Genomic DNA, 22,163 nt, shown 5'->3' with positions numbered 1-22,163 from the left:
TATTAGAAGTATAAATTCAAATATCTAAAAGAGCTCGCCAACTAACGAGCAAGCTCCAAAATGTTGCGTTGTACAAAGGTATTTCTACCACTTTGCTTCGCTTGATAAAGCGCTTGATCGACCTTTTCGTAAATAGACGCAATAGATTCGCCACCTTCTGGCACAAATGACAACACACCTTGTGACGCTGTCACTCTATCCGATACCGTTGAGTGGTCATGAGCGTAGTTCATCTCATGCAATGCCTCTTTAACTCGTGTTGCGTGTACCTTAGCGCCTTCACTGTCTGTATCGCTAAGAATCAGAACAAACTCTTCACCGCCATATCGACCGACAAATTCTCCCGCACGAACAAACAGCTGTTTCAAGGTATTAGCAAGCCCTTGTAAGCACTTATCCCCTTGAATATGTCCATAATTATCGTTGTAAGGCTTAAAGAAGTCTACATCTAGAAGTATGACTGTCATGGATATATTACGTCTTCCGTGCCACGCTATGCTCTCTTCAAGCTTAGTATCCATATATCGACGGTTATACAATTTGGTCAGGCCATCTTCGTTGGCTTGTTGCTGCAGAAGGATGTTCAGTTCTTCGAGTTTGGCTGTGCTTTGTTTTAGCTCTCGCCTCATGTGCGCGATACGTTGCATCGCAATCAACTTAGAATTTAAAACGACCTTGTTTACCGGTTTGATCAGGTAATCATCACCACCAGCGTCAATCGCTTTCGCGATCATCTCAGGTTCTTCGTGACCACTAAGAAAGATGATGGGAACCCATTCTGGGAATCGGCTTCGAACCTCATTAGCGACTTCAAAACCATCCATCTCTGGCATGCTGATATCAAGTAACACGAGTTCAGGATCAAAATCAGAATAAACACTCAGGGCTTCTTTTCCGCTACCGACAGCTTCTACAATATGACCCAGTTGCTTGAGTCGGATAGCAAGTTGCATCCTATCTAGTTGAACGTCATCAACCAGCAATATGCGCATCGAAGATCCCTTTTCTATCATCACATCACCTTTATCTAGTGTTGAATATTCAAAGTAGCTCAAATTTGGGCTTAAATCATGCCCTAATCTCTATATTATATTGACTTTTTTACAGATCTTTTTAGCATTGTTTCTTTTTAAAGAGAAATACTATGTCAGACGCTACAAACAACGAACAACAAGAAATCGATTTAACCACCATCTCACCAGAACTTCGTCAAGTTATCGAATTTGATGGCGTGCCAAAAGAGATGCACTTTATGGTTACTTCTATTCACGAAGTGTCTGAAGAAGCAGTACGCGAAGCTTGGGACAGCCTTCCAGCAAGCGCACAAAATGTTTTAGACAACTTCGAGCAGTTCCACGCTCTAATCTCAGTTAGCCAAGCTTTCGCTGGTGTTAACGTGATGGAAGAGTTCCCTACTCTTAAACTTCCAGAAGACATGACTGACGAAGAAAAAGAAGAGTATCGTGCTCAACTGCTAGACCAAGTTCTACACAACTGTGTAAAAGACATGGTTAAACAAATCAAGAAAGCTCGTCGTGATGCAATCTTGAAGCGTGATTTCAAAGAAGTTTTTACTAAGTAAGTCGCTCGTTGCCTAAAACTAGGCTAAGCGCTAACAGTAATACTTAAGATTAAGCCGCATGTTGCTTTAAACACGCGGCTTTTTTATATCCGCTATTTTCTGTAGTTCGATCGTTACGTCTGTATGTTCTTGTTGCTAATGTTCATATGATTCGACAAATAATATGCTTTAACACTCATACAGTGTGGCGCAAAACTGGCAGTTATACCGTATAAAAATGACGCATGTCTCCATTCATGGAATCAAGATCGTATTTTCAGAATCTAGAACCTGCAGTATCGCGACAATATCGAAAAGCTGACCTTCTCAGGTTAATGCGTTACCGCGATATCTCTTTGAGCGACACTCACACCTTTAATTTGTGCGTAAACACGCTGCCCGATTTCTAGATTCAATTCATCCAGCGCCCACAAAGTAATGGTTGCCCATAGGTAGCATCCGGACTCTAACTCTAGCTCGACAGCGACACTCTGCTTATTTGTGCCTTGTTGGTGCGTCTCTACGCTTTTAATGGTGACAGGAAGGATGTTACGTATCGAAGTCCCTTTCGGCTGTTCTAGCGTGATAGAGACGTCATTTGCCCTAACTTGTAGCCTCACTGTAGTACCAAGCTCACTCGATACTTTCTGAACCCATAACGACGTCGACTTTCCTAACATCAGGCGAGACAGCGCATAATCGTCATTGTGTTCAGCTAATTTCGCTTCAAACAACGAGCTTTGCTCTGAAAAAGATTGCCAAGGTTGCATAGCTCTCGATGCCCACACCTCTTCCGTCACACCCGATGAAATCACTTTGCCTTGGTCAATAATCACAAGGTGATTTGCCAAGCGTAAAATTTCATTGAGGCTATGAGTGACATAGATGATCGGGATTTGGACGGTTTCGGATAAGTTTTCCAGAAATGGCATCACTTCGCGCTTACGGGGCAAGTCGAGAGACGCTAAAGGTTCATCCATCAACAAAATGCTCGGCTTTGACAACAATGCGCGGCCAATCGCCACACGTTGCTTCTCACCGCCAGACAAACGAGCCGGATAGCGATCAAGCAATGAACCCAAAGACAGCAGCGAAACAATTTGCTCAAAGTGCGCTTTATCGACGCTTTTCATGCCGTATTTAAGGTTCGCTGCCACCTTCATGTGTGGAAACAATCGCGACTCTTGGAACACATAACCGACGTTGCGTTTGTGAGTCGGCAAATTAATGCCATTTTCACTATCGAACAGTGTCGTGCCAGATACGCTGATCAAACCTTTATCGGGCTGTTTGAGGCCACTGATCGCATTGATAAGTGAGGTTTTACCCGCACCAGAACGACCAAAAATTGCCGTAATGCCACTACTTGGTAATTCCAAGTCGATATCAAAGAAGGTTTCACCAAGTTGTTGTTGATATTGGAGGATCAAAGCACTCATGCATTGCCTCCCAAGCGTTGTGCTGACTTTTTGTTGAGCCACTCGGATAGCATCAATGAACCCAGCGCTATCACAATAGAAATAACACACAAACGCGCCGCTTCCATTTCCGCACCAGGGGTTTCAATAAAGGTATACATAGCCAAAGGAATGGTTTGAGTTTCACCGGGGATATTTGAAACGAAGCTGATGGTCGCGCCAAACTCCCCTAAGCTTCTTGCGAATGAAAGCATGGTGCCGGTGATGATCCCTGGGATCATCAAGGGCAAAGTGATCGTGAAAAACACACGAAGAGGTGAAGCGCCCAATGTTGCAGCCGCCTCTTCAAGCTTACTGTCTACGGTCTCTAGGCTCAGTCGGATAGAGCGAACCATCAGCGGCAGCGCCACAACCACACAAGCGAGTGCCGCGCCCTTCCAGCTAAAGCTGAATACAATACCAAACACGTCATTGAGCCACGAGCCTATAATGCCTTGCCTGCCCATCATAACTAACAGTAAATAGCCGATGACCACAGGTGGAAGTACCAAGGGTAAATGGACAATGCTCTCTACAATACTTTTGCCTACAAATTGCTTCTTAGCAAGCAGCCATGCTAGACCAATGCCAATAGGGATAAGCCATAAGATGGCAAACCCAGCGACTTTTAAGCTCAGCATTAAGGCTTGGTATTCGTATTCCGATAAATACATCATTTAACGCACTTCAAATCCAAAACTGTTCAAGGTGTCTTTCGCTTTTTCGCTCTTTAGGAAAGTATAGAACTCTTCTGCGACGACTTTATCACTCAACTTAGCTACAGGGTAACGTATTGGTGTATGCAGATCTGATGGGAAGGTCGACACTAGGTTAACTTCTTTAGAAAGCAACGCATCCGTTTTGTAGACAATGCCAAGCTTAGCTTCACTGCGCTCGACTAAGGCTAAGGCCATACGAACATTGTTGCTTGGTGCTAATCGAGTCTTTACATCGTCCCATACACCTAACGTTTCTAACGCTTCTTTCGCATAGATACCAGCAGGAACCGACATGGTGTTACCCACGGCAAGCCTTTCATTAGTAAGAAGTTTAGTCCATTGCTCACCTTTTGATAGGTCTAAAGTTACCGATGTCTCTTTATGTGAAATCAGCACCAGTTCGTTTTCACATAAATTTGTGACATTGTCACTAGAAACCAATTTACGGTCGACTAAATGCGTCATCCATTTTTCATTTGCCGAGATAAAAATGTCTGCTGGTGCTCCTCTTTCGATTTGTCGCACCAAAGACGACGTACTCGCATACACAGGAATCACATCGACAGAATGGTCTTTCTCAAACTCTTCAACCAGCAAATTAACCGCATTGGTCATCGACGATGCAGCGTAAACTCGTAGCTTTTCGGCAGCAAAAAGATGAGTAGAAGTCAGTGCCGAAGTTAGGGCCATGGTTAAAAGGAAGACTCGCTTTTTCATTGTTATCACTTATCTATTGTTCGTTTAGGTTCTTTAGCTAACTTCTAAATGGCGGCTTAAGCGGTTAATTCTGGCCAGAGCAGGTCTAGATTTAAGTACTCTTCGATGGCATCAGCGATTCGATTAATACCCAGCTCTTTAAGCTGTTCGTGGTCAATCGCGGTCACATCGTTGGCTCCTGCCCATTCGCAAATAAGCGATAACGCATCACTATTGTCGAATACGCCATGCAGGTAAGTACCAAAAATCGAGTTATCTTGATTCACAGCGCCATCTAGGCTGCCAGATTCTAACTGAACCGGTAAGGTTGTTTCTTTGACATCAGTCTTGCCTACGTGGATTTCATACCCTTTTACTTGTGCTGTTTTGCCATCCAGCGTCATAGTGCCGCGTACGTTGGTTAAGGTTTTCTGCTGTGTAAGGGCCGTTTCAGTATCCAAATACCCTAACCCTTCGCTGCTGCCGGGCGCGCCTTCAACACCATCAGGATCGTGGATGATGTTACCCAACATTTGATAGCCGCCACAGATACCCATCACTTTGCCGCCTAAGCGCAGATGGCGTTGAATATCTTTATCCCAACCTTGTTGCTTTAGGTAATCCAAATCTGCCCTTACCGATTTTGTACCCGGCAAGATAATTAAATCAGCGTTGTTTACACGTTCACCTTTACCGACATAGCGTAAATCAATCGAAGGATTCAGTCTTAACGCGTCAAAGTCTGTATGGTTGCTGATTCGGGTTAGCACTGGCACCACCACCTTAAGCTTAGCTTCTCCGTCAGACTCTTGAGCAGAGGTAATGGCATCTTCCGCTTCTAAGTTAAAACCATGCAGATATGGCAAGACACCAATGACTGGCTTTCCGGTTTTTTCCTCTAGCCAATCAAGGCCAGATTGAAGAAGTGCGATATCGCCTCTAAAACGATTTATCACAAAGCCTTTTACACGAGCTTGTTCAGATTCAGACAATAGAGCCAATGTGCCGTAGAGGTGCGCAAAAACGCCACCACGGTCAATATCAGCAACGATGATCACTGGGATGTCCGCTTTCTCAGCAAACCCCATGTTAGCAATATCATTTTCACGAAGATTGATTTCGGCTGGGCTTCCCGCACCTTCAATCATCACGCTTTCATATTCTTCAGAAAGTCGGTCAAACGAATCGATAACCGTATCCATCGCGACTTTCTTGTAATCATGATAGCCCGTCGCTTCCATGTTACTCAGCGCTCGGCCTTGTAGAATCACTTGCGCGCCGGTATCTGAATTAGGCTTTAGCAATACAGGGTTCATGTGAACAGTTGGCTCAATATTACAAGCTTGCGCCTGAACCGCTTGAGCACGGCCAATTTCGCCACCATCTTTTGTCACAGCACTGTTCAACGCCATGTTTTGTGGCTTAAAAGGTGCCACTTTGATTCCTTTTCTTGCCAAAACACGGCATAAACCTGCCACCAAAACACTTTTCCCGGCATCTGACGTTGTCCCTTGAACCATAAGGGCACTTAATGGTGCTCGCATTTGTACTTAAATCCTTAATTTCTTAATTTCTTAATTTCTTAATTTTCAATTTATAGCTATGGGCAATATTTCTCTGCGACCATCTTAACGTCATTGCCGAGTAGATGCTCAATAAAATGAATGGAAAATGAATGTGTTACTCACTCTGGATTCAACCCCAGTGTTGTTTAATGGCTCCATCGAAACGAAGCTTGTGAACGATAACAGGCGACTCAACAAAAAACGTACTAACGAAAAGAAACGTTTCAAATTCAGAAAAACGTTTCTACTAAAAACAACATTAAGGGATTCACCATGAAAAAGACTGTATTAGCTATCGCATCTACTATTATCCTTGCTCCTACTTTCGCAATGGCTAGTGACCACAACAGCAACAAGCACGAAAGCGCTATTGCTTACACTGGACCGATTGAAACCGTTTCTGTTGCGACACTGCTTGCCGACACAAGCATGTTCGCAGAGCAAGAAGCAATTGTGGATGGTAAGATTGTTCGCCAACTAAAGAATGACACGTTTGTCTTCTCTGATGGCCAGAGTGAAATTCAAATCGAACTGGATGATGATATCCGCCTAGCACAGCCACTGACCGCTGATACAAAAGTTCGTATTTTCGGCGAATATGAAGGCGGCAAGACACCGGAAATCGAAGTGGACCACATCCAGGTTCTATAAGCGATTAATATAAAAATACCGACTTCAAATAATTGGCCTGCATATTGCAGGCTTTTTTGTATTATACTGCCGCAAAATACAATTTATATGGAGTCACCATGCTAGGTTGCACGAATAAGACTGTCCTTTTAGGACTCGCTGCACTGTGTTCATTCTCTGCGTCTGCAAACAACTTTAACTACAACACATTCGAGCTGCGCATGGGTACTAGCCCAAGTACTTTCGGTGGTGAAGTCACAACAATGTTCACTCAGAACTCTCACTTTGTTGCTCGTATCGATTCAGAATTTGAAAGTGATTGGGATGCAGCAGTAGGTATGGGATTCAACGGCCCAATCAGTCAATTTGCTGACGTTACTGGCCAAATGTTACTGCACAACATTGAACGTAATGACGACAACCACATCAAAACAGAAATTAACCTTGGCTTGAGAGCTTGGTTAATGGCAAACGTTGAAGTTAACGCACGCCTTGGTCAACTGATCGACAACGATGACACTCGTTCAATTGTGGGTATCGGTGCTCGTTTCCATTCAACTGATCAACTGTCTGTTGGTCTTGATATGCGCAATAACGGCACATACGGCCACCAAATCTTAATGTCGGCTCGCTTTGGTTTCTAATCTAGGTTTAGTTACTGAGTAATAAATAGCTGAACATATTACATAGAAAAGCCCCGAACATATTAATGTTCGGGGCTTTTTTGTTTGTTAGTTTCGCTGGCTTTTAGTCGTTCACGACCTGAGCCAGCGACTTGCTTTATAAATTAACCATCAGCATCTTTTTCTGGTGATCTAAGTACTCTTCATAAGTACCTTGGAAGCTCACTAGCTGTTGATCTTTTACATCGATGATGTGTGTTGCCAGTGAAGAAACGAACTCACGGTCATGACTTACGAAGATAAGCGTGCCCGTGTAAACCTTCAACGCGTCGTTCAGGGCTTGGATTGCTTCCATGTCCATGTGGTTCGTTGGTTCGTCCATTACAAGCACGTTGATGTCTTGCATCATTAGCTTGCCGAATAACAGGCGGTTCTTCTCACCACCAGAACAGTTACGCGCTTTTTTGTTCGCATCGTCAGCAGTGAACAATAGACGACCTAGAATGCCACGTACCATAAGGTCATCGTGCTTCACTGTGCGCCATTGTGAGATCCAATCGAAGATGCTCAGGTCGTTATCAAAATCCTTAGTGCTATCTTGCGGGCAGTAGCCTACCGATGCATTTTCAGACCATTTAACGATGCCTTCGTTTTGTTCTAGCTCTTGAACTAGGCAACGTAGCAGCGTGGTTTTACCCACACCGTTCTCACCGACAACCGCAAGACGAGTACCCGCTTCAAGCAGCAAGTTACCACCAGCAAACAATGTTTCGCCATCGAAGCCGTGACCAAGGTCTTGAAGTTCAAGTGCTTGACGGTGCAGTTTCTTACCTTCACCAAAATCAATAGATGGGCTCATACGGCTCGATGATTTCACTTCATCAAGCGTGATCTTATCCATTTTCTTGGCACGAGAGCTAGCTTGTTTTGCTTTAGATGCGTTAGCACCAAAACGGTTTACGAAATCTTGAAGCTCGCTGATTTCAGCCGCTTTCTTAGCGTTGCTTGCTAGAAGCTGTTCACGAATCAAGCCAGATGCTTCTAGGAAGTACTCGTAGTTACCAGGGTAAACACGCAGCTCACCGTAGTCGATATCTGCCATGTGTGTACACACAGAGTTCAGGAAGTGTCTATCGTGTGAAATGATGATCATTGTACATTTACGCTGGTTTAGCTCTTCAGCAAGCCAGTTGATCGTGTGAATGTCCAAGTTGTTGGTTGGTTCATCAAGAAGCAGGATGTCTGGGTTTGCAAACAGAGCTTGTGCCAATAACACACGCAGTTTCCAACCTGGAGCAACTTGCTGCATCAAGCCGAAATGGAACTCTTCTTCAATACCCGCTTGAATTAGGATGTCGCCAGCACGGCTTTCTGCTGTGTAGCCATCCATTTCCGCGAATTCGCTTTCAAGTTCTGCGACTTTCATGCCGTCGTCTTCGCTCATTTCTGGCAAAGAGTAAATGCGGTCACGCTCTTGTTTTACTTCCCACAGTTTTCTGTCGCCCATGATCACAACGTCGATAACGCTGTACTGTTCGAAAGCGAACTGATCTTGGCTTAGCACACCCAGTTTTTCTCCTGGAGTGATAGAAACGTTGCCCGAACTTGGCGTTAATGCGCCACTTAGGATTTTCATGAACGTTGATTTGCCGCAACCATTAGCGCCGATCAAACCATAACGGTTGCCGTTACCAAATTTAGCAGAGATGTTTTCAAACAGCGGCTCTGCGCCAAATTGCATTGTGATGTTCGCGGTAGATATCAAAGAACTAATTCCTAAGCGTGTACTGACAGATAATTATTAGGCTATTTCAAGAACCTAAATAAGAAGTACGAAAGTATGGATTAAACAAAAATCGAAGCGCGGATTATATAGAGATCTCGATCACGTTGTCGAGGCTAAACAGTAAACGAATAGTAAACATAGACCATTTAGATGCTTTTCATACGTTATTGGGGTGTAAATAGAAAAATCCCCACCAGCAGAACTGGTAGGGATTTCATTTATCAACACTAAAAGTCTTTTAAGTTCGCCACTTTGAAACTATAGCTCTTCAAAACGAAAATCTTTGATGACGAGCAGAACTATTATTTAGTAATTTTCTTTTGAACGTATTTTTGGCTTACATCTACTACCGCAACATCTCTAAAGAAGCTTCTACCCAACAGAAGTGGGAAAGAAAGATGCGTTCGGTCCGCTAGAGTAAACTCAGTTTTGTCTTTCAGATCACCGATTTGAATTGAAGCGACAACCACAGCACGTCGTTGTGTACCTTCCGCGCTCGACTGCTTGATCTTAACCCAACGCTCTACCGGTAAGCTGATCTCTTGCGTTGTGATGCCGTCATGTTCGATTTTGAACTTAACCCAGTCTTTTCCGTCACGTTCAAAATCAACAATATCAACCGCACTGATTGAAGATGTTGTTGCACCTGTATCTACACGCGCTTTAAACGCTTCTTTCAAACCAGGAACAAACACCCACTCTTCTTCACCAAGAATCAGTTTACCATCGCTTGTTTTAGTCGGCTTTGGAGCTGGCTTTTCTTCAGGCTTTGGCTTCGCTTCTGGCTCAGTCGGTTTTACTTCTTCAGGCTTTTCCGTAGGTTCCGTTACTTTCTCGCCTTCAATTGCGTCAGTCTTTGAAGAGTCATCCACAACAGGTTGTTCTACTTGAGGCTTTTGCTCTGGCTCGACAGGAACTTGAGTCGTTGTCGAACAAGCAAACAGGCCACCACTTAGCATTAAAACTACAATCGCTTTCCAGTTATACATTCAGTCACCTTCTATTTTGAAACGTTGGCTATCGCTTTAGCTACATAAGGAATATGAGATTCGGAAAGGCCTGCGATATTGATGCGTCCGTCACCAACACCATAGACTCCATACTCTTCACGTAATTGATTCATTTGAGTTTCTTTAAAGCCTAGTACACTAAACATGCCTTTATGGCTTTCAATGAAGTCAAATTGTGACGTGTTATAAGTATTTCGCAATTCATCACATAAACTTTGGCGCAGATTTAACAAACGTTGCTGCATTTCACTCAATTCTTGCTTCCAAATCGAGGTTAGCTCTTGATTCTGAAGAATTGTTTTAACCAAAGCTGCACCATGATCTGGCGGCATTGTGTAAGTTGAACGAGCAAGAGTAAGAAGCTTACCTTTAGCATTGCCAACGTGTTCGCTGTTCTTGCCAATCACGATCGCAGCGCCCGTTCTTTCACGGTATAAACCGAAGTTCTTCGAGCAAGATGTCGTAATCAACATCTCTTCGACGTTGTTAGCCATGTGTTGAAGACCTTTTGCGTCTTCTTCTAGGCCATCACCAAAGCCTTGGTAGGCAATATCAACGAACGGTAAGAAACCATTCTTCTGAGATAATTTGGTGATTTCCTGCCACGCTTCAAAGTTGATATCCGCACCCGTTGGGTTATGACAGCAACCGTGCAGTAGTACCACGTCTAATGGACCCGCTTTTGAAAGATCATCCAACATTCTTGCAGTATCAACTTGCTTCGTTTCAGGACTGAAGTAATTGTAGTATCGAACTTTTAAGCCTGCCGCTTCCATCACCGGTTTGTGGTTAACGTAGCTTGGGTTTGAAATCCAAACCGTGGTGTCTGGTTGAGAAACTTTCATTAAGTCACCCAACATACGAAGTGCACCACTTGCACCTGGTGTTTGAATCGCAGCAACGCGATCCATTGCAGAAGTCCCTTTAAGCAGCAGATCAACCATGCTCTGGTTGAACTCTTCACAGCCTGCTAGGCCAACGTAAGCTTTGGTTTTCTGCGTTTCAACAACGATATCTTGAGCCATAGAAACGGCTTTCATGATCGGAGTTTCGCCTTGATCGTTTTTGTAAACGCCAATGCCTAAGTCGACTTTATCAGTACGAGTATCGCCGCGGTAAGCAACAGAAAGAGATAGAATTGGATCTAAAGTTGGTTTTGGTAGATGTGAAAACATGAAAGTCACAACCCTTTGAAATTCAAGTAATGAGTTTCACGTTAACATTATCGTAGACAAATCAGAAACATTTTTTAATAGAAGCGCCTAGTTAGAATAAGTAATCAGAGATTGGTCATTTTACGTCATGAAACAGCACAAATTTCGAACAATTTTAGTGCTTTATCAAAAGATCAGTAGCTTGTTTAAGAAGTACCTTGTTGATTTTCGGCTAAATACCTTGTTTGAATTGCCTTGGTGTCATTCCCGACCAAGCCTTAAATCGAGTACTAAAGTTAGCTGCATTCGGGTAACCCACGATCTCGCCAATATGTTGAATCGACCAATCACTCGATTTCAACAAACGAGCTGCGTATTCCATTCTCATACGCATGATATGAGTCATTGGGCTGTGTGAATAATAGCGCTGGCACAAACGATGGAAATGCGGCTCTGAGCACGGGAACAAGCTCGCAAGCTCATGAACGTTCCACTCTTTATGGAGCTGCTTTTGTACGTTATCGAACACGCGTCTTAAACGAATTAAATTACGTGATTGCTGCTGCGGGACTGGCGCATTAATCATGAACTCTATTTGAGCCACACTGTGATTGGCAATCGCTCCCCCCAAATCGATGGGTAAGGCAATGCTTCTCAATAGAGTGTGAATGCACGACGAGACTACTTCTGCGGCCGGAGACAACGTGTAACTCACTTCGTCACTCACTACTTTACCCCATGGCTTATCTGGTGAGAGAAAGATCCATGCGATTTGCCATGTTTCTTCTTCAATCCCAAAGCCATTCTCTATGCCAGCAGGAACTGTAATGCATGATCCTGGCTCTAGAAGATAGCGACACGCGCCACTTTCTAACCACCCTTTGCCCCTAACTGTGTATAGCAGCATGTGTTTCTGGGGGTTCTTCCGATGTACCGAAAAGAAATCTCGGCACGACGCCGTCCCACACTGAACGATACCCAGTTCTTCGAATGCCAATACATGGGTTTGATCGACAAACTCTTGGTGTGTCTTATCTGAGATCTCGTAGCGCTCGTGTTTCTCACTCATTTCACTGGTCGCTCATTAGGTTTGCCTGCAATTAAACCACCACTTTAATCATTCGATAGTTTTGAAATTTTTGAAATTTTTGAAAATAGATCGTTTTGACAAATAGACAGCTTTTTAAAATAGATAGTTTGGCAAAAGTTTGTGATGAACCTGAACAATACAGCCAAAACAAATGCCGATAAACTTCTCGCATATTAACCACAGGGGAAATGCGATGCGCTCGACATATCGTCATCTAGACAAAGATTTTTGGCAAAAGCTGTTACACATCGGTTTGCCTGTATCGCTGCAAACTATGTTGTTTTCATTACTCGGCGTGGTCGACATTTTTATGGTTAACCAACTGGGTGACTCAGCTACCGCGGCGGTTGGTGTAGGTAACCGCATATTTTTCTTCAACTTGATCATGGTATCCGGGATTAGCGGTGCCGTCAGTGTGCTAGCTTCACAATATTTCGGTGCGGGAGATTTCAACGGAATTAGACGCACATTAGCGCAATCATGGGCATTGTCTGTCTTTGCCATCATCCCCTTTGTGTTCATTTATACATTGGCTCCTGAATCAGTCGTGTCTGTGGTGGCCTCAGACCCTGATTACGTCCGCTTGGCAACGGATTACCTTTGGATAACAGGAGCCAGCCTTATTGGTACCGCTATAGTTGTGCCGCTAGAAAGCGCGCTGCGCTCGGTGGGCGAAGCTAAGCTACCCACCAAAATTAGTATCTGGGCGATCATCGTCAACGCGATTCTCAATGCATTGCTGATATTCGGATTATTTGGCTTCCCTGAACTGGGGGTGGTTGGCGCGGCAATTGGTACCACGGTGTCTAGATTCTTTCAAACAATAGCCCTGCTTGTTATGGCGAAGAGACACTACGCTCACCTGTTCCCAACACTGACTAATTGGCGAGATGCGATATTGCCGAAGCATAGAAAGAAATATTTCAAGGTAGCAATTCCAATGTTGGTTCATGATACGGCTTGGGCGGGTGGAATACTGATTTATAACGTTATTGTTGGTCAGATGGGTGTTGGCGAGCTTGCGATAATCTCACTGTTATCACCAGTAGAAAGCATTTTGATCTCAGCGTTCATGGGGTTTGCAGTCGCGGCTTCGATCATTTTAGGCAACGAGATAGGCGCGAAGAACTATCAACGTGTTGAGAATACTGCTTGGGGTTATGTATTGGTCAGCTGTGGGCTTGCGGCTCTATTAGCCTTGGTGTGTTGGTTTGCCAAACCCGCGATCGTATACATGATCGGCCTTACTCACTTAGAGCTCAAAGAGACAGCCGTTAACGTCACCTTAGTTATGGCACTCGGCATGATACTAAGAGTCTTCAATATGGTTGGCATTGGTGGTGTGCTAAAAAGTGGTGGAGACATCAACTACAGCATCTTCATCGACCTGTTTGGCCAATGGGCGATTGGTATTCCCCTTGCCTACTTTACTGCGCTGGTGTTGGGTTGGCCGCTAGAATGGGTTTTGATGATCGTACTGCTGGAAGAGCTCGCCAAAATAATTCTGACCAGTCATAGGATTCAATCCAAGAAATGGATAAACAACCTAATCGACGAGCCTGAGCACATTGCTATTTAAGCAAGCGCCAAACTGACATTGACGTGCAGGCGATCAATTCAAAAGAACTCACACCCAAGGGCTGATTTGTAGCATTGCGCTAACGATGATGCCCTTTTTTCGGTTTCTGTTTGCGAGAGTACTAAATGAGAACAAGCTTATCAGTCAGCAAACCTATAAGTCAGTGAATCGATGAATGATTTGGTTTGAACTACCACGCCAATCCAACATTGGATCTGCTTTATCTTGTTCAAAACGACCATCAATCAAGGTATCAACGTATTCAAGCACTTGCTTCTGCTTATCATCGAGTTCGTCGAGTTCGTAACCCGTCCACATCCAGATGTCTTTGCCTTCACATTCTGCTTTTACACGCTGAACAAGCTTAAGCACTTCAGACACGTTTGCAGGATGCAGAGGATCACCACCAGAAAGCGACAAGCCACGACGCTTAATTCGCGGATCATTGAGATCAGCGATAATGTGGTCTTGCAGTTCTTGAGTAAACAAATGCCCTGAGTCCAACCTTTGCGTCGATTGGTTATAACACCCGCGACACTGGTGCACACAACCCGACACAAACAAAGTGCAGCGTGTTCCTGGGCCATTGACAACGTCGATTGGGTGATATTGGTGATAATTCATAAGGCAGTATTGAGAACTCGTGATGGCTTAATGGTTTAACTCGAAAAGTAGCGAGAGTTGAAACAAATGAATTGGTATCGACATAGCGCCGATACCAATCCTATTTCTTGAAACGTAGCTCTTCTAAGTAAGCTAGCTAATAATCTTAGAGCTTACTAAAGATGCTTCACTCGGCGTTTAACTTCTTCTTGCTTACCGAAGTTAAATGGTCGTGCATCAGGGCTACCAAGGTAACCACAAACACGGCGTGTTACCGATACTTTGGTTGAGTCGTGGTTGCCACACTTAGGACACGTAAAGCCCTTACTGGTACAGTCAAACTCACCGTTGTAACCACACTCGTAACACTCATCAATCGGTGTATTCGTACCGTAGTAAGGAACGCGTGTATAGCTGTAATCCCAGACGTTTTCTAGCGCTTCGATGTTCTTCTGCATGTTCGGGAATTCGCCGTAACAGATGAAACCACCGCTAGAGATTTCTGGATAAGGCATCTCAAAATCGATCTTGTCGTATGGGTTCACCTTCTTCTGCACATCTAGGTGGAAGCTGTTGGTGTAGTAACCACGGTCTGTTACACCATCAATCACACCAAATTCTTTAGTGTCGATGCTGCAGAAACGGCTGCATAGGTTTTCACTTGGTGTGCCGTATAGGCTGAATGCGTAACCTGTCTCTTTCGTCCAAGATTCCACTTCACGCTTCATGTACTCCACCAGCTCAAGCGCTTTAGCACGCATTTCGCCGTCGTCGTACAAGTGAACGTCTGTGCCGTAAAGCGCAGTCATTGCTTCGTGGATACCGATGTAACCAAGAGAAACCGATGCACGACCGTTCTTGAAGATATCAGCAATAGAGTCGTCTGCTTTCAAGCGAACGCCACATGCACCTTCCATGTATAGGATTGGAGCAACACGCGCTTTCACGTTTTCTAGACGAGAAATACGAGTTTCTAGCGCACGACGAGCCAGCTTCAGTTTTTCATCAAGCAGTTCGTAGAACTTAGTCATATCTTGTTTTGCGTTAATCGCAATACGTGGCAAGTTCAGGCTAACAACACCTAAGTTGTTACGGCCTTCATGAATCAACTCACCGTTTTCTTCGTAAGTATTCAAGAAGCTACGGCAGCCCATAGGCGTTTTAAATGACCCTGTCACTTCTACTACTTTGTCGTAGTTGAGGATGTCTGGGTACATACGCTTAGACGCACATTCAAGCGCTAATTGCTTGATGTCGTAGTTTGGATCTTGCTTCTGGTGGTTCAAACCATCTTTGATTGCAAACACCAGTTTAGGGAATACCGCTGTTTTGCGGTTCTTACCCAAACCTGCAATACGGTTTTTCAAGATAGATTGCTGGATCAGTTTCGAACCCCAGCTTTCGCCTAGACCAAAACCAAACGTAACGAATGGTGTTTGACCATTAGCCGTGTGTAGCGTGTTTACTTCGTACTCCAAAGACTGGAACGCGTCGTAACACTCTTTCTCTGTACGAGAGATAGCAAAAGCTTCTGGGCTATGAATGTCCCACTCTTTTGCTAGAGATAAATGCTTTTCGTAGCTCGCCATCACGTAAGGTTCTAGAACCTCATCGATGCGGTTAATCGTTGTACCGCCGTAAATGTGGCTCGCCACTTGCGCGATGATTTGCGCCGTTACCGCTGTCGCTGTAGAAATCGACTTAGGTGTGTCGATTTCCGCGTTACCCATCTTAAAGCCGTGCGTTAACATGCCTTTCAAATCGATAAGCATACAGTTAAACATTGGGAAGAACGGTGCGTAGTCTAGATCGTGGTAGTGAATGTCACCACACTCGTGAGCTTGTACGATGTCACGCGGCAAAATGTGAGTTTTTGCATAGTGTTTAGCCACGATACCCGCCAGCAAGTCACGCTGAGTTGGGATCACTTTACCGTCTTTGTTGGCATTCTCATTGATCAGATCAACATTGCTTTCTTCTATCAAACCTTCGATCTCGCGAGTTAAAGCGCTTTGCTTCTCACGTGCGATGTCGCGGTCATGACGATATTCAATGTAGGCACGAGCCAGAGACTTGTATGGTCCCTGCATTAGCTCGTTCTCGACCATGGTTTGAATTTCAGAGATATGAACTTCATCGTAGTCTTCGAGCTTCAACTCAACTGCTAATGCCACATTCAGTGCATAAATAGCAATTTCCTTATCGGCTTTGTCTGATGCTGCTTCCACTGCAGCTTGGATGCGATCTCTACTGAATGGAGCTCTTGAGCCATCACGCTTGATTACGATTGATTTCACCACTTCTCCTTACTCTTGAGGTATTCACAGACTTATCCACAAACACACTATATAGAGCGATTTATCGTTTAACTAACACTAGATATTGTGGCGTATTTAACGAGAACCACCAACTTTGAGTATTGATTTGGATCAATAAAACTCTCACGCTGACTAAGATCAATTCAATATTATTACGCTAGTTCTCAAGTCGAAAAGAAACAATGTAACAATAAAAAAACTGCTAAAAAGAGTTGAATTTTTGGTAAGTGTTGTAGGATAACGGCTCAACTATATTGGACGACAAAATTAGGGATATTTGGGATGAAACGACTTCAAAACTGGATAATGTTAGGTTGCTTACTCAGTAGCCAGACATTTGCTGAACCTTTGACCATATCCAGTTGGAATATCGAATGGTTATCAACCAACGAGGCTGTGAATAAGTTTTCTGCCCAACGTGATCAAGCTGATTTCGACAAACTTGAAGAATACTTTCAATCCTTAGATGCGGATGTGGTCGCCTTTCAAGAAGTCGACGACGTAAATGCCATTCAGCACATCGCTGGCGATCAATACAAGATATTGATGTCTGACCGAGCATTACCAGCAAACATCAACCATCAGTTCAAAGAAGTGAACCAATACACAGGGTTCGCGGTTCGTAAAGGAATCACACTCACCGACTACGCTGACTTCCCACTGGAGTCGAGCGCTAACAGCAAGCTTAGATTTGCCAGTTACATGGTCGTAGAAACGGAAAGCAAGCCTATTCACATGTTGTCTGTGCATTTAAAGGCGGGTTGCAGCGGCGCTTACAAGTCGAACCGAGATTGTTCAAGACTCAAAGACCAAGCACAGCAACTTAATAAGTGGATTCAGCAAAGAGAAAGAAACGGTCAGGATTACGCGATACTAGGCGACTTCAACCATAACCTATCCTACTCAAGAGATTGGATGTGGAAAGATATGACGCAAAATACCGATGCTCAGTTGGCAACAAGAAAAACTCGAGCAGATTGTAAGGTGCGCTCTAACCGCAATAACCATCGCACGCACCAATTCCGTTCTGTCATTGATCATATTGTGGTGAGTAAGTCACTAAATGCATCTTCTGCGAAACAGGTGGTATTTGAAACGCAAGATGTGCTTGATTACAAACTTAGCGACCATTGCCCAGTTTCAACGACTATCAGATAGATATAAAAAAGAGGCTGACTGGCTTTTGGGTTAAAGCGTGTCAGCCTCTCAAATGGTCATATCAAGCCTATCTGATATACGATAGGCGCACTACTAACAGGTTTTATTCGCTCGCCCCGCCAGCCACATTCCCACCAGCATACTTAAGACGAACAGCCATACCGTTGGGTTACCACCACTAAGACTTGTCACTGCAGGGCCCGGGCAAAAGCCTGCAATCCCCCAACCTAAACCAAAGGCAGTTGAACCTAGAATCAGCTTTCTGTCGATTAGCGGGTTGTTACGGCTATCTAACGACTCGCCATTGATGGCTTGAGCGCGCTTTTTAATGACCAAATGATAAAACGGAGCGAAGACCAATAACGCGCCACCCATGACGAATGCCAAACTGATATCCCAGTCACCAGTAATGTCTAAAAAGCCAAGTACTTTGTTTGGATCAACCATGCCTGAAATGATCATGCCAGAGCCGAAAAGAAGACCTGCGAGCAAGCCAATAACGATAGTAAATGAAGAGTTTTTCATTACGCCCCCAAACCAATCAGATTCTTAACCAACACCGTTGCCATTGCCACACCCATAAACACACAAGTCGCGACAATAGAACGTTTAGACAAACGAGCCATTCCCACAATGCCATGGCCACTCGTACAGCCATTTGCAACCTTAGTGCCGAAGCCCACCAGAAGGCCGGCTATGATAACCACTGCGAAATTGATCTCTTCTAACTGGGGAAGTTGATAGCCAGTCGGAATCAACAACCAACCGCTCACAATCATTCCGACAACGAAGGCAAGTCGCCAATGTTTCTCGGTTTTTTCAATACGTGTGTCCGAGCTGGATTCAGATCCTGATTCTAAGCGTTTTTGCTTTTTAGACGGCAATAAGCGGCTAACGATTCCGCTGATTCCCGCAACTCGCCCGATGCCCAACATCAAAATAATTGCCGAGGCGCCTAGCAGCATGCCACCAAAAAATGCATCCCAAGGTATCAAACTAATCACCGACCTATCCTATCCACAAACTAAAATCTAATTCACCAACATTTAAATTAGAGTTTACTAATGAATATAAATTAGTCAATGCTAATGTAACGACATTATGTTTCGGTTTGCAAGTCTAGTGTCTAAAGCCAAAAGCCAAGAAGCTTCCCCCATGAAAAAAGCCCCTAGGCGTTAACCTAAGGGCTTAAGATTTATTCTGTCTTTGGTAAAGAACAGCTATTTGATCTTGTTCTTCTCAGCAATCCACTGCGACATGTACTTAGTGCTCGCCATGCTGTGGTGCTTCAGCATAGAGCCAAAGAAGTTATCCAGTCGATGAGACTCAAGCTCAGACTCTAGCGCTATCAGTCGCTCGATCAATTTGTCGCCCAGTTGATTCTGTTCGTAGTGCGCTTCAAGAATTGAATGACACTGACTTTGAGCCTTGAGCCACTTCTCTTCATCTTTATAAAGAGCAACAGCTTGTTCAACAAACGCGTCGATATCGTCTGCGACCGCGCCCGGCCATTGCAACTCACCTTGCGGCAACATGCCTTCACTACCAATTTCACTGGTCACGTTTGGAGTTTGAAGCTTCATTGCATCAAGCAACTTACCCTTAATGCCCGCACCAAAACGCAGTGGCGCGACACACATACGTGCCTGCTCCATCACTTCTTGAGCATCTTTCGCCCAACCTTTGATATGGAAACCGGTTTTAGGGTTGTGTAATGCGGTCGCTTTTGGCGGCGGATACGATCCATAAATATGAAGCTCAGTGTCAGGCAGCTGTTTGCGAATCTTCGGCCAAATCTTCTGTAACTGAAGCACAGCATCCCAATTCGGGGCATGTCTAAAGTTACCTATCGTCATGAAATTCTTACGTTCTTCAAAGCTTTTCGTGCTTTCAGGCAGCGTATTAAGATCAACCATGAAAGGCAGATGATGAAGCAGTTTGGGATCGATATTGAACTCAGATTGAAGCAGTTCCATCTCGTAACTTGAAATGATCAACGAAAGATCACAGCGCAGAATCGCGGCAATTTCACGTTTGGCTAAGTCACTGTATAAGTGTGCTTTGGTCAGTTCAGTTTCTTTCTTAACGGCTTCATGGCGGGCGTTACGCAGGAACTGCAAGTCTTCAGTATCCAACAGCTTAAACGCGTTCGGACATACCTTCTCAACGCGCCAACCAAACTGTTCTTCCATCATAAAACGGTCAAACATCACGACATCGGGCTGCAGTTCTTCAATGTAATCGTCAAAGCTATCGCAATTTAACTGTATAGATTGGCTTGTGATGCCCTCTTCAGAGAGATCAATCATATGCTCGGTTTCTTGAGCGGGTGTTGCAAATTCAACTGACCAACCTTGTCTCTTAAATAAACGTAAAAGAGACATCATGTGGCTGCCAGCAGCCGATGAATTCGGTTCTGGCCAAACGTAGCCAATTGCTAAAACTTTCTTCAAAACACTTCCTAAGAAATAACAAAAGGGACTGTAGAAGTCCCTAATTAAACGTAAATCGATCGTGGTCGACTTATATCGCTGATTATAATGAGTTCTAATCACTCAGCGATCAGATTCGCTCACCTACATTGCGAGCTATCATAAGCACTTCATCAGCAGAGTACAGGTTTGAAATCGTAGTTTCGACTTCAGCGCCTAATGTCGACTGATAGAGCTTTTGTGCAAAGTTATCCGCTCTGGTCGTCACTAGCACATGTTTTAGTGTCGAGCCTTGCTCTGCTAGCTTCTGTTTCACTTGCGGCAAGGAGTCAAGAATCAGCTTTTTACCCAATCCTTTCCCCTGCGCAGTTGGTAACACGGCAAGTTGCTCTAGTTCTAAAACAGCTTCAGGTCTAAACCCGCTCTTCTGAACCCAAATAATGTAGCCAACAACTTCACCTTCGCTTTCAGCAACAAAGTTAAGAAAGCGTGGTGACGCGCTTAAGTTACATTGTAACCAATCGCGTGAATTTTTCTGTCGAATAAAGGCAGATTGATGAACCAAAGCCGCCCCATCGAGGTCGGCTTCAGTCATAAAACGAACTTGAGTCATGCAGCTACTCGCTCTCAGAATTAGGACGCGTTTTACAGTGTAAAATAGCTCTTTCTAGAAGCTCTAAAGCCGATTTATCAGCTTCTGGAAGCTTAGCATCCGATTGACCTAGTGGTTCAACCCGGCTGCCCCACTTAATATGACCAGCACCCCAAGTTAAACCAGCACCAAATGCTGCAACAAGAATGTTGTCGTTAGGCTTAACGAAACCTTGCTCTAGCGATTCACACAATGCGATTGGCACAGTCGCTGCGGATGTGTTGCCGTAATTTTGGATGTTAACAAACGCTTTCTCACGATCGATACCCGCCATATCACACAGAGTTTGAATGATTCGGATGTTCGCTTGGTGCGGGATCACAACGTCGATGTTGTCGGTTGAGATACCTGTGCGGCTCAACACTGTGTGTGCCGCTGCGCCCATGCCTTTTACTGCACGCTTGAAGATCTCTTTGCCTACGAAATCAAAGTCCCAGTAACCGTTATCAGCAGCGAAGCGGTCCATAGAAGTACCGAATTTTGGTACAGCTAGAATGTCACGGCCCTCTGCGTCACAACCGATTTGAGCTTCTTGTAAACCCACTTGCTCTTCAGTACGTGATAGAACCACAGCGCCAGCGCCGTCACCGAAAAGAACCGCAGTATCACGCTTGGTCCAGTCGATGAAGAATGAAAGACGTTCTGCACCCACAACGATTGCATTGCGGTAGTTGCCCGCTTGAATCAGTCGAGTTGCTGTTTCAACACCGTAGATGAAGCCAGTACACGCGGCGTTAAGGTCGAAAGCCGCTGCACTTTTAATGCCTAAGTTCTGTTGAACCTTAGACGCGGTATTTGGGATAAGAGAATCAGGGCTGCACGTCGCGATGATAACGAGGTCGATGTCTTCAGCCGTTAGACCAGCACACGCCATGGCATGTTTCGCTGCAACAGTCGCAAGTTCAGAGGTATTTACATGACTGATACGACGGTTTTCGATACCAGTTCGAGTTCGAATCCACTCGTCAGACGTATCAATGAAAGTGCTTAGATCATCATTGGACAGCACGGCTGGTGGCAGACACTTTCCCCAGCCAGTAATTTCGGCGTAAAATTTTGTCATCATTTACCTGTTTATTGTTTGTTTTTATTTAAGTATCGTATTCTTGTTTTAAACAGTATAAGCGCTC

21 protein-coding genes are annotated in these 22,163 nt (G+C 44.5%); 5 read left to right on the top strand and 16 right to left on the bottom strand.

Annotated elements, in window-relative coordinates; translation table 11 throughout:
- Positions 1-41: 41 nt before the first annotated feature.
- Positions 42-1,013 (bottom strand): diguanylate cyclase, encoded by a 972-nt coding sequence (locus MSG34_RS18480; protein WP_170930167.1) that lies wholly within the window; start codon positions 1,011-1,013, stop codon positions 42-44.
- 131 nt (positions 1,014-1,144) lie between these two features.
- Between MSG34_RS18480 and MSG34_RS18475 the strand changes: the two genes are divergently transcribed.
- Positions 1,145-1,582, top strand: a complete 438-nt coding sequence (locus MSG34_RS18475) for a DUF3069 domain-containing protein (protein WP_017069091.1) — start codon at positions 1,145-1,147, stop codon at positions 1,580-1,582.
- Positions 1,583-1,893: 311 nt separating this feature from the next.
- Here the strand turns inward: MSG34_RS18475 and modC are convergent, their stop codons facing one another.
- Genes modC through MSG34_RS18455 form a run of 4 tightly spaced genes read right to left on the bottom strand, consistent with a single transcriptional unit; the run spans position 1,894 to position 5,977 of the window.
- Entirely contained in the window at positions 1,894-3,000 is a 1,107-nt protein-coding gene (gene modC / locus MSG34_RS18470; protein WP_050650387.1) for a molybdenum ABC transporter ATP-binding protein ModC, read from the bottom strand.
- The gene (gene modB, locus MSG34_RS18465; RefSeq protein ID WP_019822703.1) at positions 2,997-3,695 is read right to left on the bottom strand and encodes a molybdate ABC transporter permease subunit; all 699 of its coding nucleotides are present in this window, start codon (positions 3,693-3,695) and stop codon (positions 2,997-2,999) included. Before modB ends, modC begins: the two co-directional genes overlap by 4 nt.
- A complete protein-coding gene (modA, locus tag MSG34_RS18460; RefSeq protein WP_248338940.1) occupies positions 3,696-4,454 on the bottom strand; it encodes a molybdate ABC transporter substrate-binding protein in 759 nt (252 codons plus the stop codon).
- 56 nt (positions 4,455-4,510) lie between these two features.
- On the bottom strand, positions 4,511-5,977 hold the full coding sequence (locus MSG34_RS18455) for a cobyric acid synthase (protein ID WP_248338938.1): 1,467 nt from the start codon (positions 5,975-5,977) through the stop codon (positions 4,511-4,513).
- Between the two features lie 294 nt (positions 5,978-6,271).
- Between MSG34_RS18455 and MSG34_RS18450 the strand changes: the two genes are divergently transcribed.
- The gene (locus MSG34_RS18450) at positions 6,272-6,649 is read left to right on the top strand and encodes a NirD/YgiW/YdeI family stress tolerance protein (protein WP_048608277.1); all 378 of its coding nucleotides are present in this window, start codon (positions 6,272-6,274) and stop codon (positions 6,647-6,649) included.
- 98 nt (positions 6,650-6,747) lie between these two features.
- Positions 6,748-7,272, top strand: coding sequence for a hypothetical protein (locus tag MSG34_RS18445; RefSeq protein WP_048608275.1), 525 nt, complete (start codon positions 6,748-6,750; stop codon positions 7,270-7,272).
- 136 nt (positions 7,273-7,408) lie between these two features.
- On the opposite strand, the gene MSG34_RS18440 is transcribed toward MSG34_RS18445, so the two are convergent.
- From MSG34_RS18440 to MSG34_RS18425, 4 genes are all read right to left on the bottom strand, one after another.
- On the bottom strand, positions 7,409-9,016 hold the full coding sequence (locus MSG34_RS18440; RefSeq protein WP_282449753.1) for an ABC-F family ATPase: 1,608 nt from the start codon (positions 9,014-9,016) through the stop codon (positions 7,409-7,411).
- Between the two features lie 323 nt (positions 9,017-9,339).
- Positions 9,340-10,026 (bottom strand): RimK/LysX family protein, encoded by a 687-nt coding sequence (locus MSG34_RS18435; RefSeq protein WP_248338934.1) that lies wholly within the window; start codon positions 10,024-10,026, stop codon positions 9,340-9,342.
- A gap of 11 nt (positions 10,027-10,037) precedes the next feature.
- Positions 10,038-11,222 carry an amino acid aminotransferase gene (locus tag MSG34_RS18430; RefSeq protein WP_248338932.1) on the bottom strand — a complete coding sequence of 395 codons (1,185 nt, stop codon included), beginning with the start codon at positions 11,220-11,222 and terminating at the stop codon, positions 10,038-10,040.
- 211 nt (positions 11,223-11,433) lie between these two features.
- On the bottom strand, positions 11,434-12,270 hold the full coding sequence (locus tag MSG34_RS18425) for an AraC family transcriptional regulator (RefSeq protein ID WP_248338929.1): 837 nt from the start codon (positions 12,268-12,270) through the stop codon (positions 11,434-11,436).
- Between the two features lie 172 nt (positions 12,271-12,442).
- Here MSG34_RS18425 and MSG34_RS18420 point away from each other — a divergent pair, with 172 nt between their 5' ends.
- Positions 12,443-13,870: an MATE family efflux transporter gene (locus MSG34_RS18420; RefSeq protein WP_248338927.1), complete on the top strand. Its 1,428-nt coding sequence runs from the start codon at positions 12,443-12,445 to the stop codon at positions 13,868-13,870.
- 153 nt (positions 13,871-14,023) lie between these two features.
- Here MSG34_RS18420 and nrdG read toward each other — a convergent pair whose 3' ends face one another.
- Both nrdG and nrdD read right to left on the bottom strand, forming a co-directional pair.
- Positions 14,024-14,494: an anaerobic ribonucleoside-triphosphate reductase-activating protein gene (gene nrdG / locus MSG34_RS18415; protein WP_050053060.1), complete on the bottom strand. Its 471-nt coding sequence runs from the start codon at positions 14,492-14,494 to the stop codon at positions 14,024-14,026.
- A 155-nt stretch (positions 14,495-14,649) separates the two neighbouring features.
- Positions 14,650-16,770 (bottom strand): anaerobic ribonucleoside-triphosphate reductase, encoded by a 2,121-nt coding sequence (gene nrdD, locus MSG34_RS18410; RefSeq protein WP_048613547.1) that lies wholly within the window; start codon positions 16,768-16,770, stop codon positions 14,650-14,652.
- Between the two features lie 303 nt (positions 16,771-17,073).
- On the opposite strand from nrdD, the gene MSG34_RS18405 reads away from it, so the two are divergent.
- On the top strand, positions 17,074-17,949 hold the full coding sequence (locus tag MSG34_RS18405) for an endonuclease/exonuclease/phosphatase family protein (RefSeq protein ID WP_248338925.1): 876 nt from the start codon (positions 17,074-17,076) through the stop codon (positions 17,947-17,949).
- A 93-nt stretch (positions 17,950-18,042) separates the two neighbouring features.
- On the opposite strand, the gene MSG34_RS18400 is transcribed toward MSG34_RS18405, so the two are convergent.
- The 5 genes from MSG34_RS18400 to MSG34_RS18380 form a co-directional block, all read right to left on the bottom strand.
- Positions 18,043-18,474 (bottom strand): YeeE/YedE family protein, encoded by a 432-nt coding sequence (locus MSG34_RS18400; protein ID WP_059018428.1) that lies wholly within the window; start codon positions 18,472-18,474, stop codon positions 18,043-18,045.
- A complete protein-coding gene (locus MSG34_RS18395) occupies positions 18,474-18,953 on the bottom strand; it encodes a YeeE/YedE family protein (protein WP_333912441.1) in 480 nt (159 codons plus the stop codon). Before MSG34_RS18395 ends, MSG34_RS18400 begins: the two co-directional genes overlap by 1 nt.
- Positions 18,954-19,169: 216 nt before the next feature.
- Positions 19,170-20,402, bottom strand: a complete 1,233-nt coding sequence (locus MSG34_RS18390; protein WP_248338923.1) for a glycosyltransferase — start codon at positions 20,400-20,402, stop codon at positions 19,170-19,172.
- A 109-nt stretch (positions 20,403-20,511) separates the two neighbouring features.
- Complete coding sequence (locus MSG34_RS18385; protein WP_248339099.1) at positions 20,512-20,976, bottom strand: GNAT family N-acetyltransferase; 465 nt, start codon at positions 20,974-20,976, stop codon at positions 20,512-20,514.
- 22 nt (positions 20,977-20,998) lie between these two features.
- Positions 20,999-22,096, bottom strand: coding sequence for a ketoacyl-ACP synthase III (locus MSG34_RS18380; protein WP_248339098.1), 1,098 nt, complete (start codon positions 22,094-22,096; stop codon positions 20,999-21,001).
- Between the last annotated feature and the right edge of the window lie 67 nt (positions 22,097-22,163).

The sequence above is a fragment of the Vibrio sp. 1CM2L genome, from assembly GCF_023161695.1.
Classification (GTDB): Bacteria; Pseudomonadota; Gammaproteobacteria; order Enterobacterales; family Vibrionaceae; genus Vibrio; species Vibrio coralliirubri.
This window is presented reverse-complemented; position numbering and strand designations above follow the sequence as displayed.

Coding starts and splice junctions, on each gene's coding strand:
- MSG34_RS18405 (WP_248338925.1), top strand. CDS start 17,074: ATGAAACGACTTCAAAACTGGATAATGTTAGGTTGCTTACTCAGTAGC.
- MSG34_RS18480 (WP_170930167.1), bottom strand. CDS start 1,013: ATGATAGAAAAGGGATCTTCGATGCGCATATTGCTGGTTGATGACGTT.
- MSG34_RS18430 (WP_248338932.1), bottom strand. CDS start 11,222: ATGTTTTCACATCTACCAAAACCAACTTTAGATCCAATTCTATCTCTT.
- modA (WP_248338940.1), bottom strand. CDS start 4,454: ATGAAAAAGCGAGTCTTCCTTTTAACCATGGCCCTAACTTCGGCACTG.
- modB (WP_019822703.1), bottom strand. CDS start 3,695: ATGATGTATTTATCGGAATACGAATACCAAGCCTTAATGCTGAGCTTA.
- MSG34_RS18455 (WP_248338938.1), bottom strand. CDS start 5,977: ATGCGAGCACCATTAAGTGCCCTTATGGTTCAAGGGACAACGTCAGAT.
- MSG34_RS18450 (WP_048608277.1), top strand. CDS start 6,272: ATGAAAAAGACTGTATTAGCTATCGCATCTACTATTATCCTTGCTCCT.
- MSG34_RS18385 (WP_248339099.1), bottom strand. CDS start 20,976: ATGACTGAAGCCGACCTCGATGGGGCGGCTTTGGTTCATCAATCTGCC.
- MSG34_RS18400 (WP_059018428.1), bottom strand. CDS start 18,474: ATGAAAAACTCTTCATTTACTATCGTTATTGGCTTGCTCGCAGGTCTT.
- MSG34_RS18420 (WP_248338927.1), top strand. CDS start 12,443: ATGCCGATAAACTTCTCGCATATTAACCACAGGGGAAATGCGATGCGC.
- MSG34_RS18425 (WP_248338929.1), bottom strand. CDS start 12,270: ATGAGTGAGAAACACGAGCGCTACGAGATCTCAGATAAGACACACCAA.
- MSG34_RS18435 (WP_248338934.1), bottom strand. CDS start 10,026: ATGTATAACTGGAAAGCGATTGTAGTTTTAATGCTAAGTGGTGGCCTG.
- MSG34_RS18445 (WP_048608275.1), top strand. CDS start 6,748: ATGCTAGGTTGCACGAATAAGACTGTCCTTTTAGGACTCGCTGCACTG.
- modC (WP_050650387.1), bottom strand. CDS start 3,000: ATGAGTGCTTTGATCCTCCAATATCAACAACAACTTGGTGAAACCTTC.
- MSG34_RS18380 (WP_248339098.1), bottom strand. CDS start 22,096: ATGACAAAATTTTACGCCGAAATTACTGGCTGGGGAAAGTGTCTGCCA.
- nrdG (WP_050053060.1), bottom strand. CDS start 14,494: ATGAATTATCACCAATATCACCCAATCGACGTTGTCAATGGCCCAGGA.
- MSG34_RS18475 (WP_017069091.1), top strand. CDS start 1,145: ATGTCAGACGCTACAAACAACGAACAACAAGAAATCGATTTAACCACC.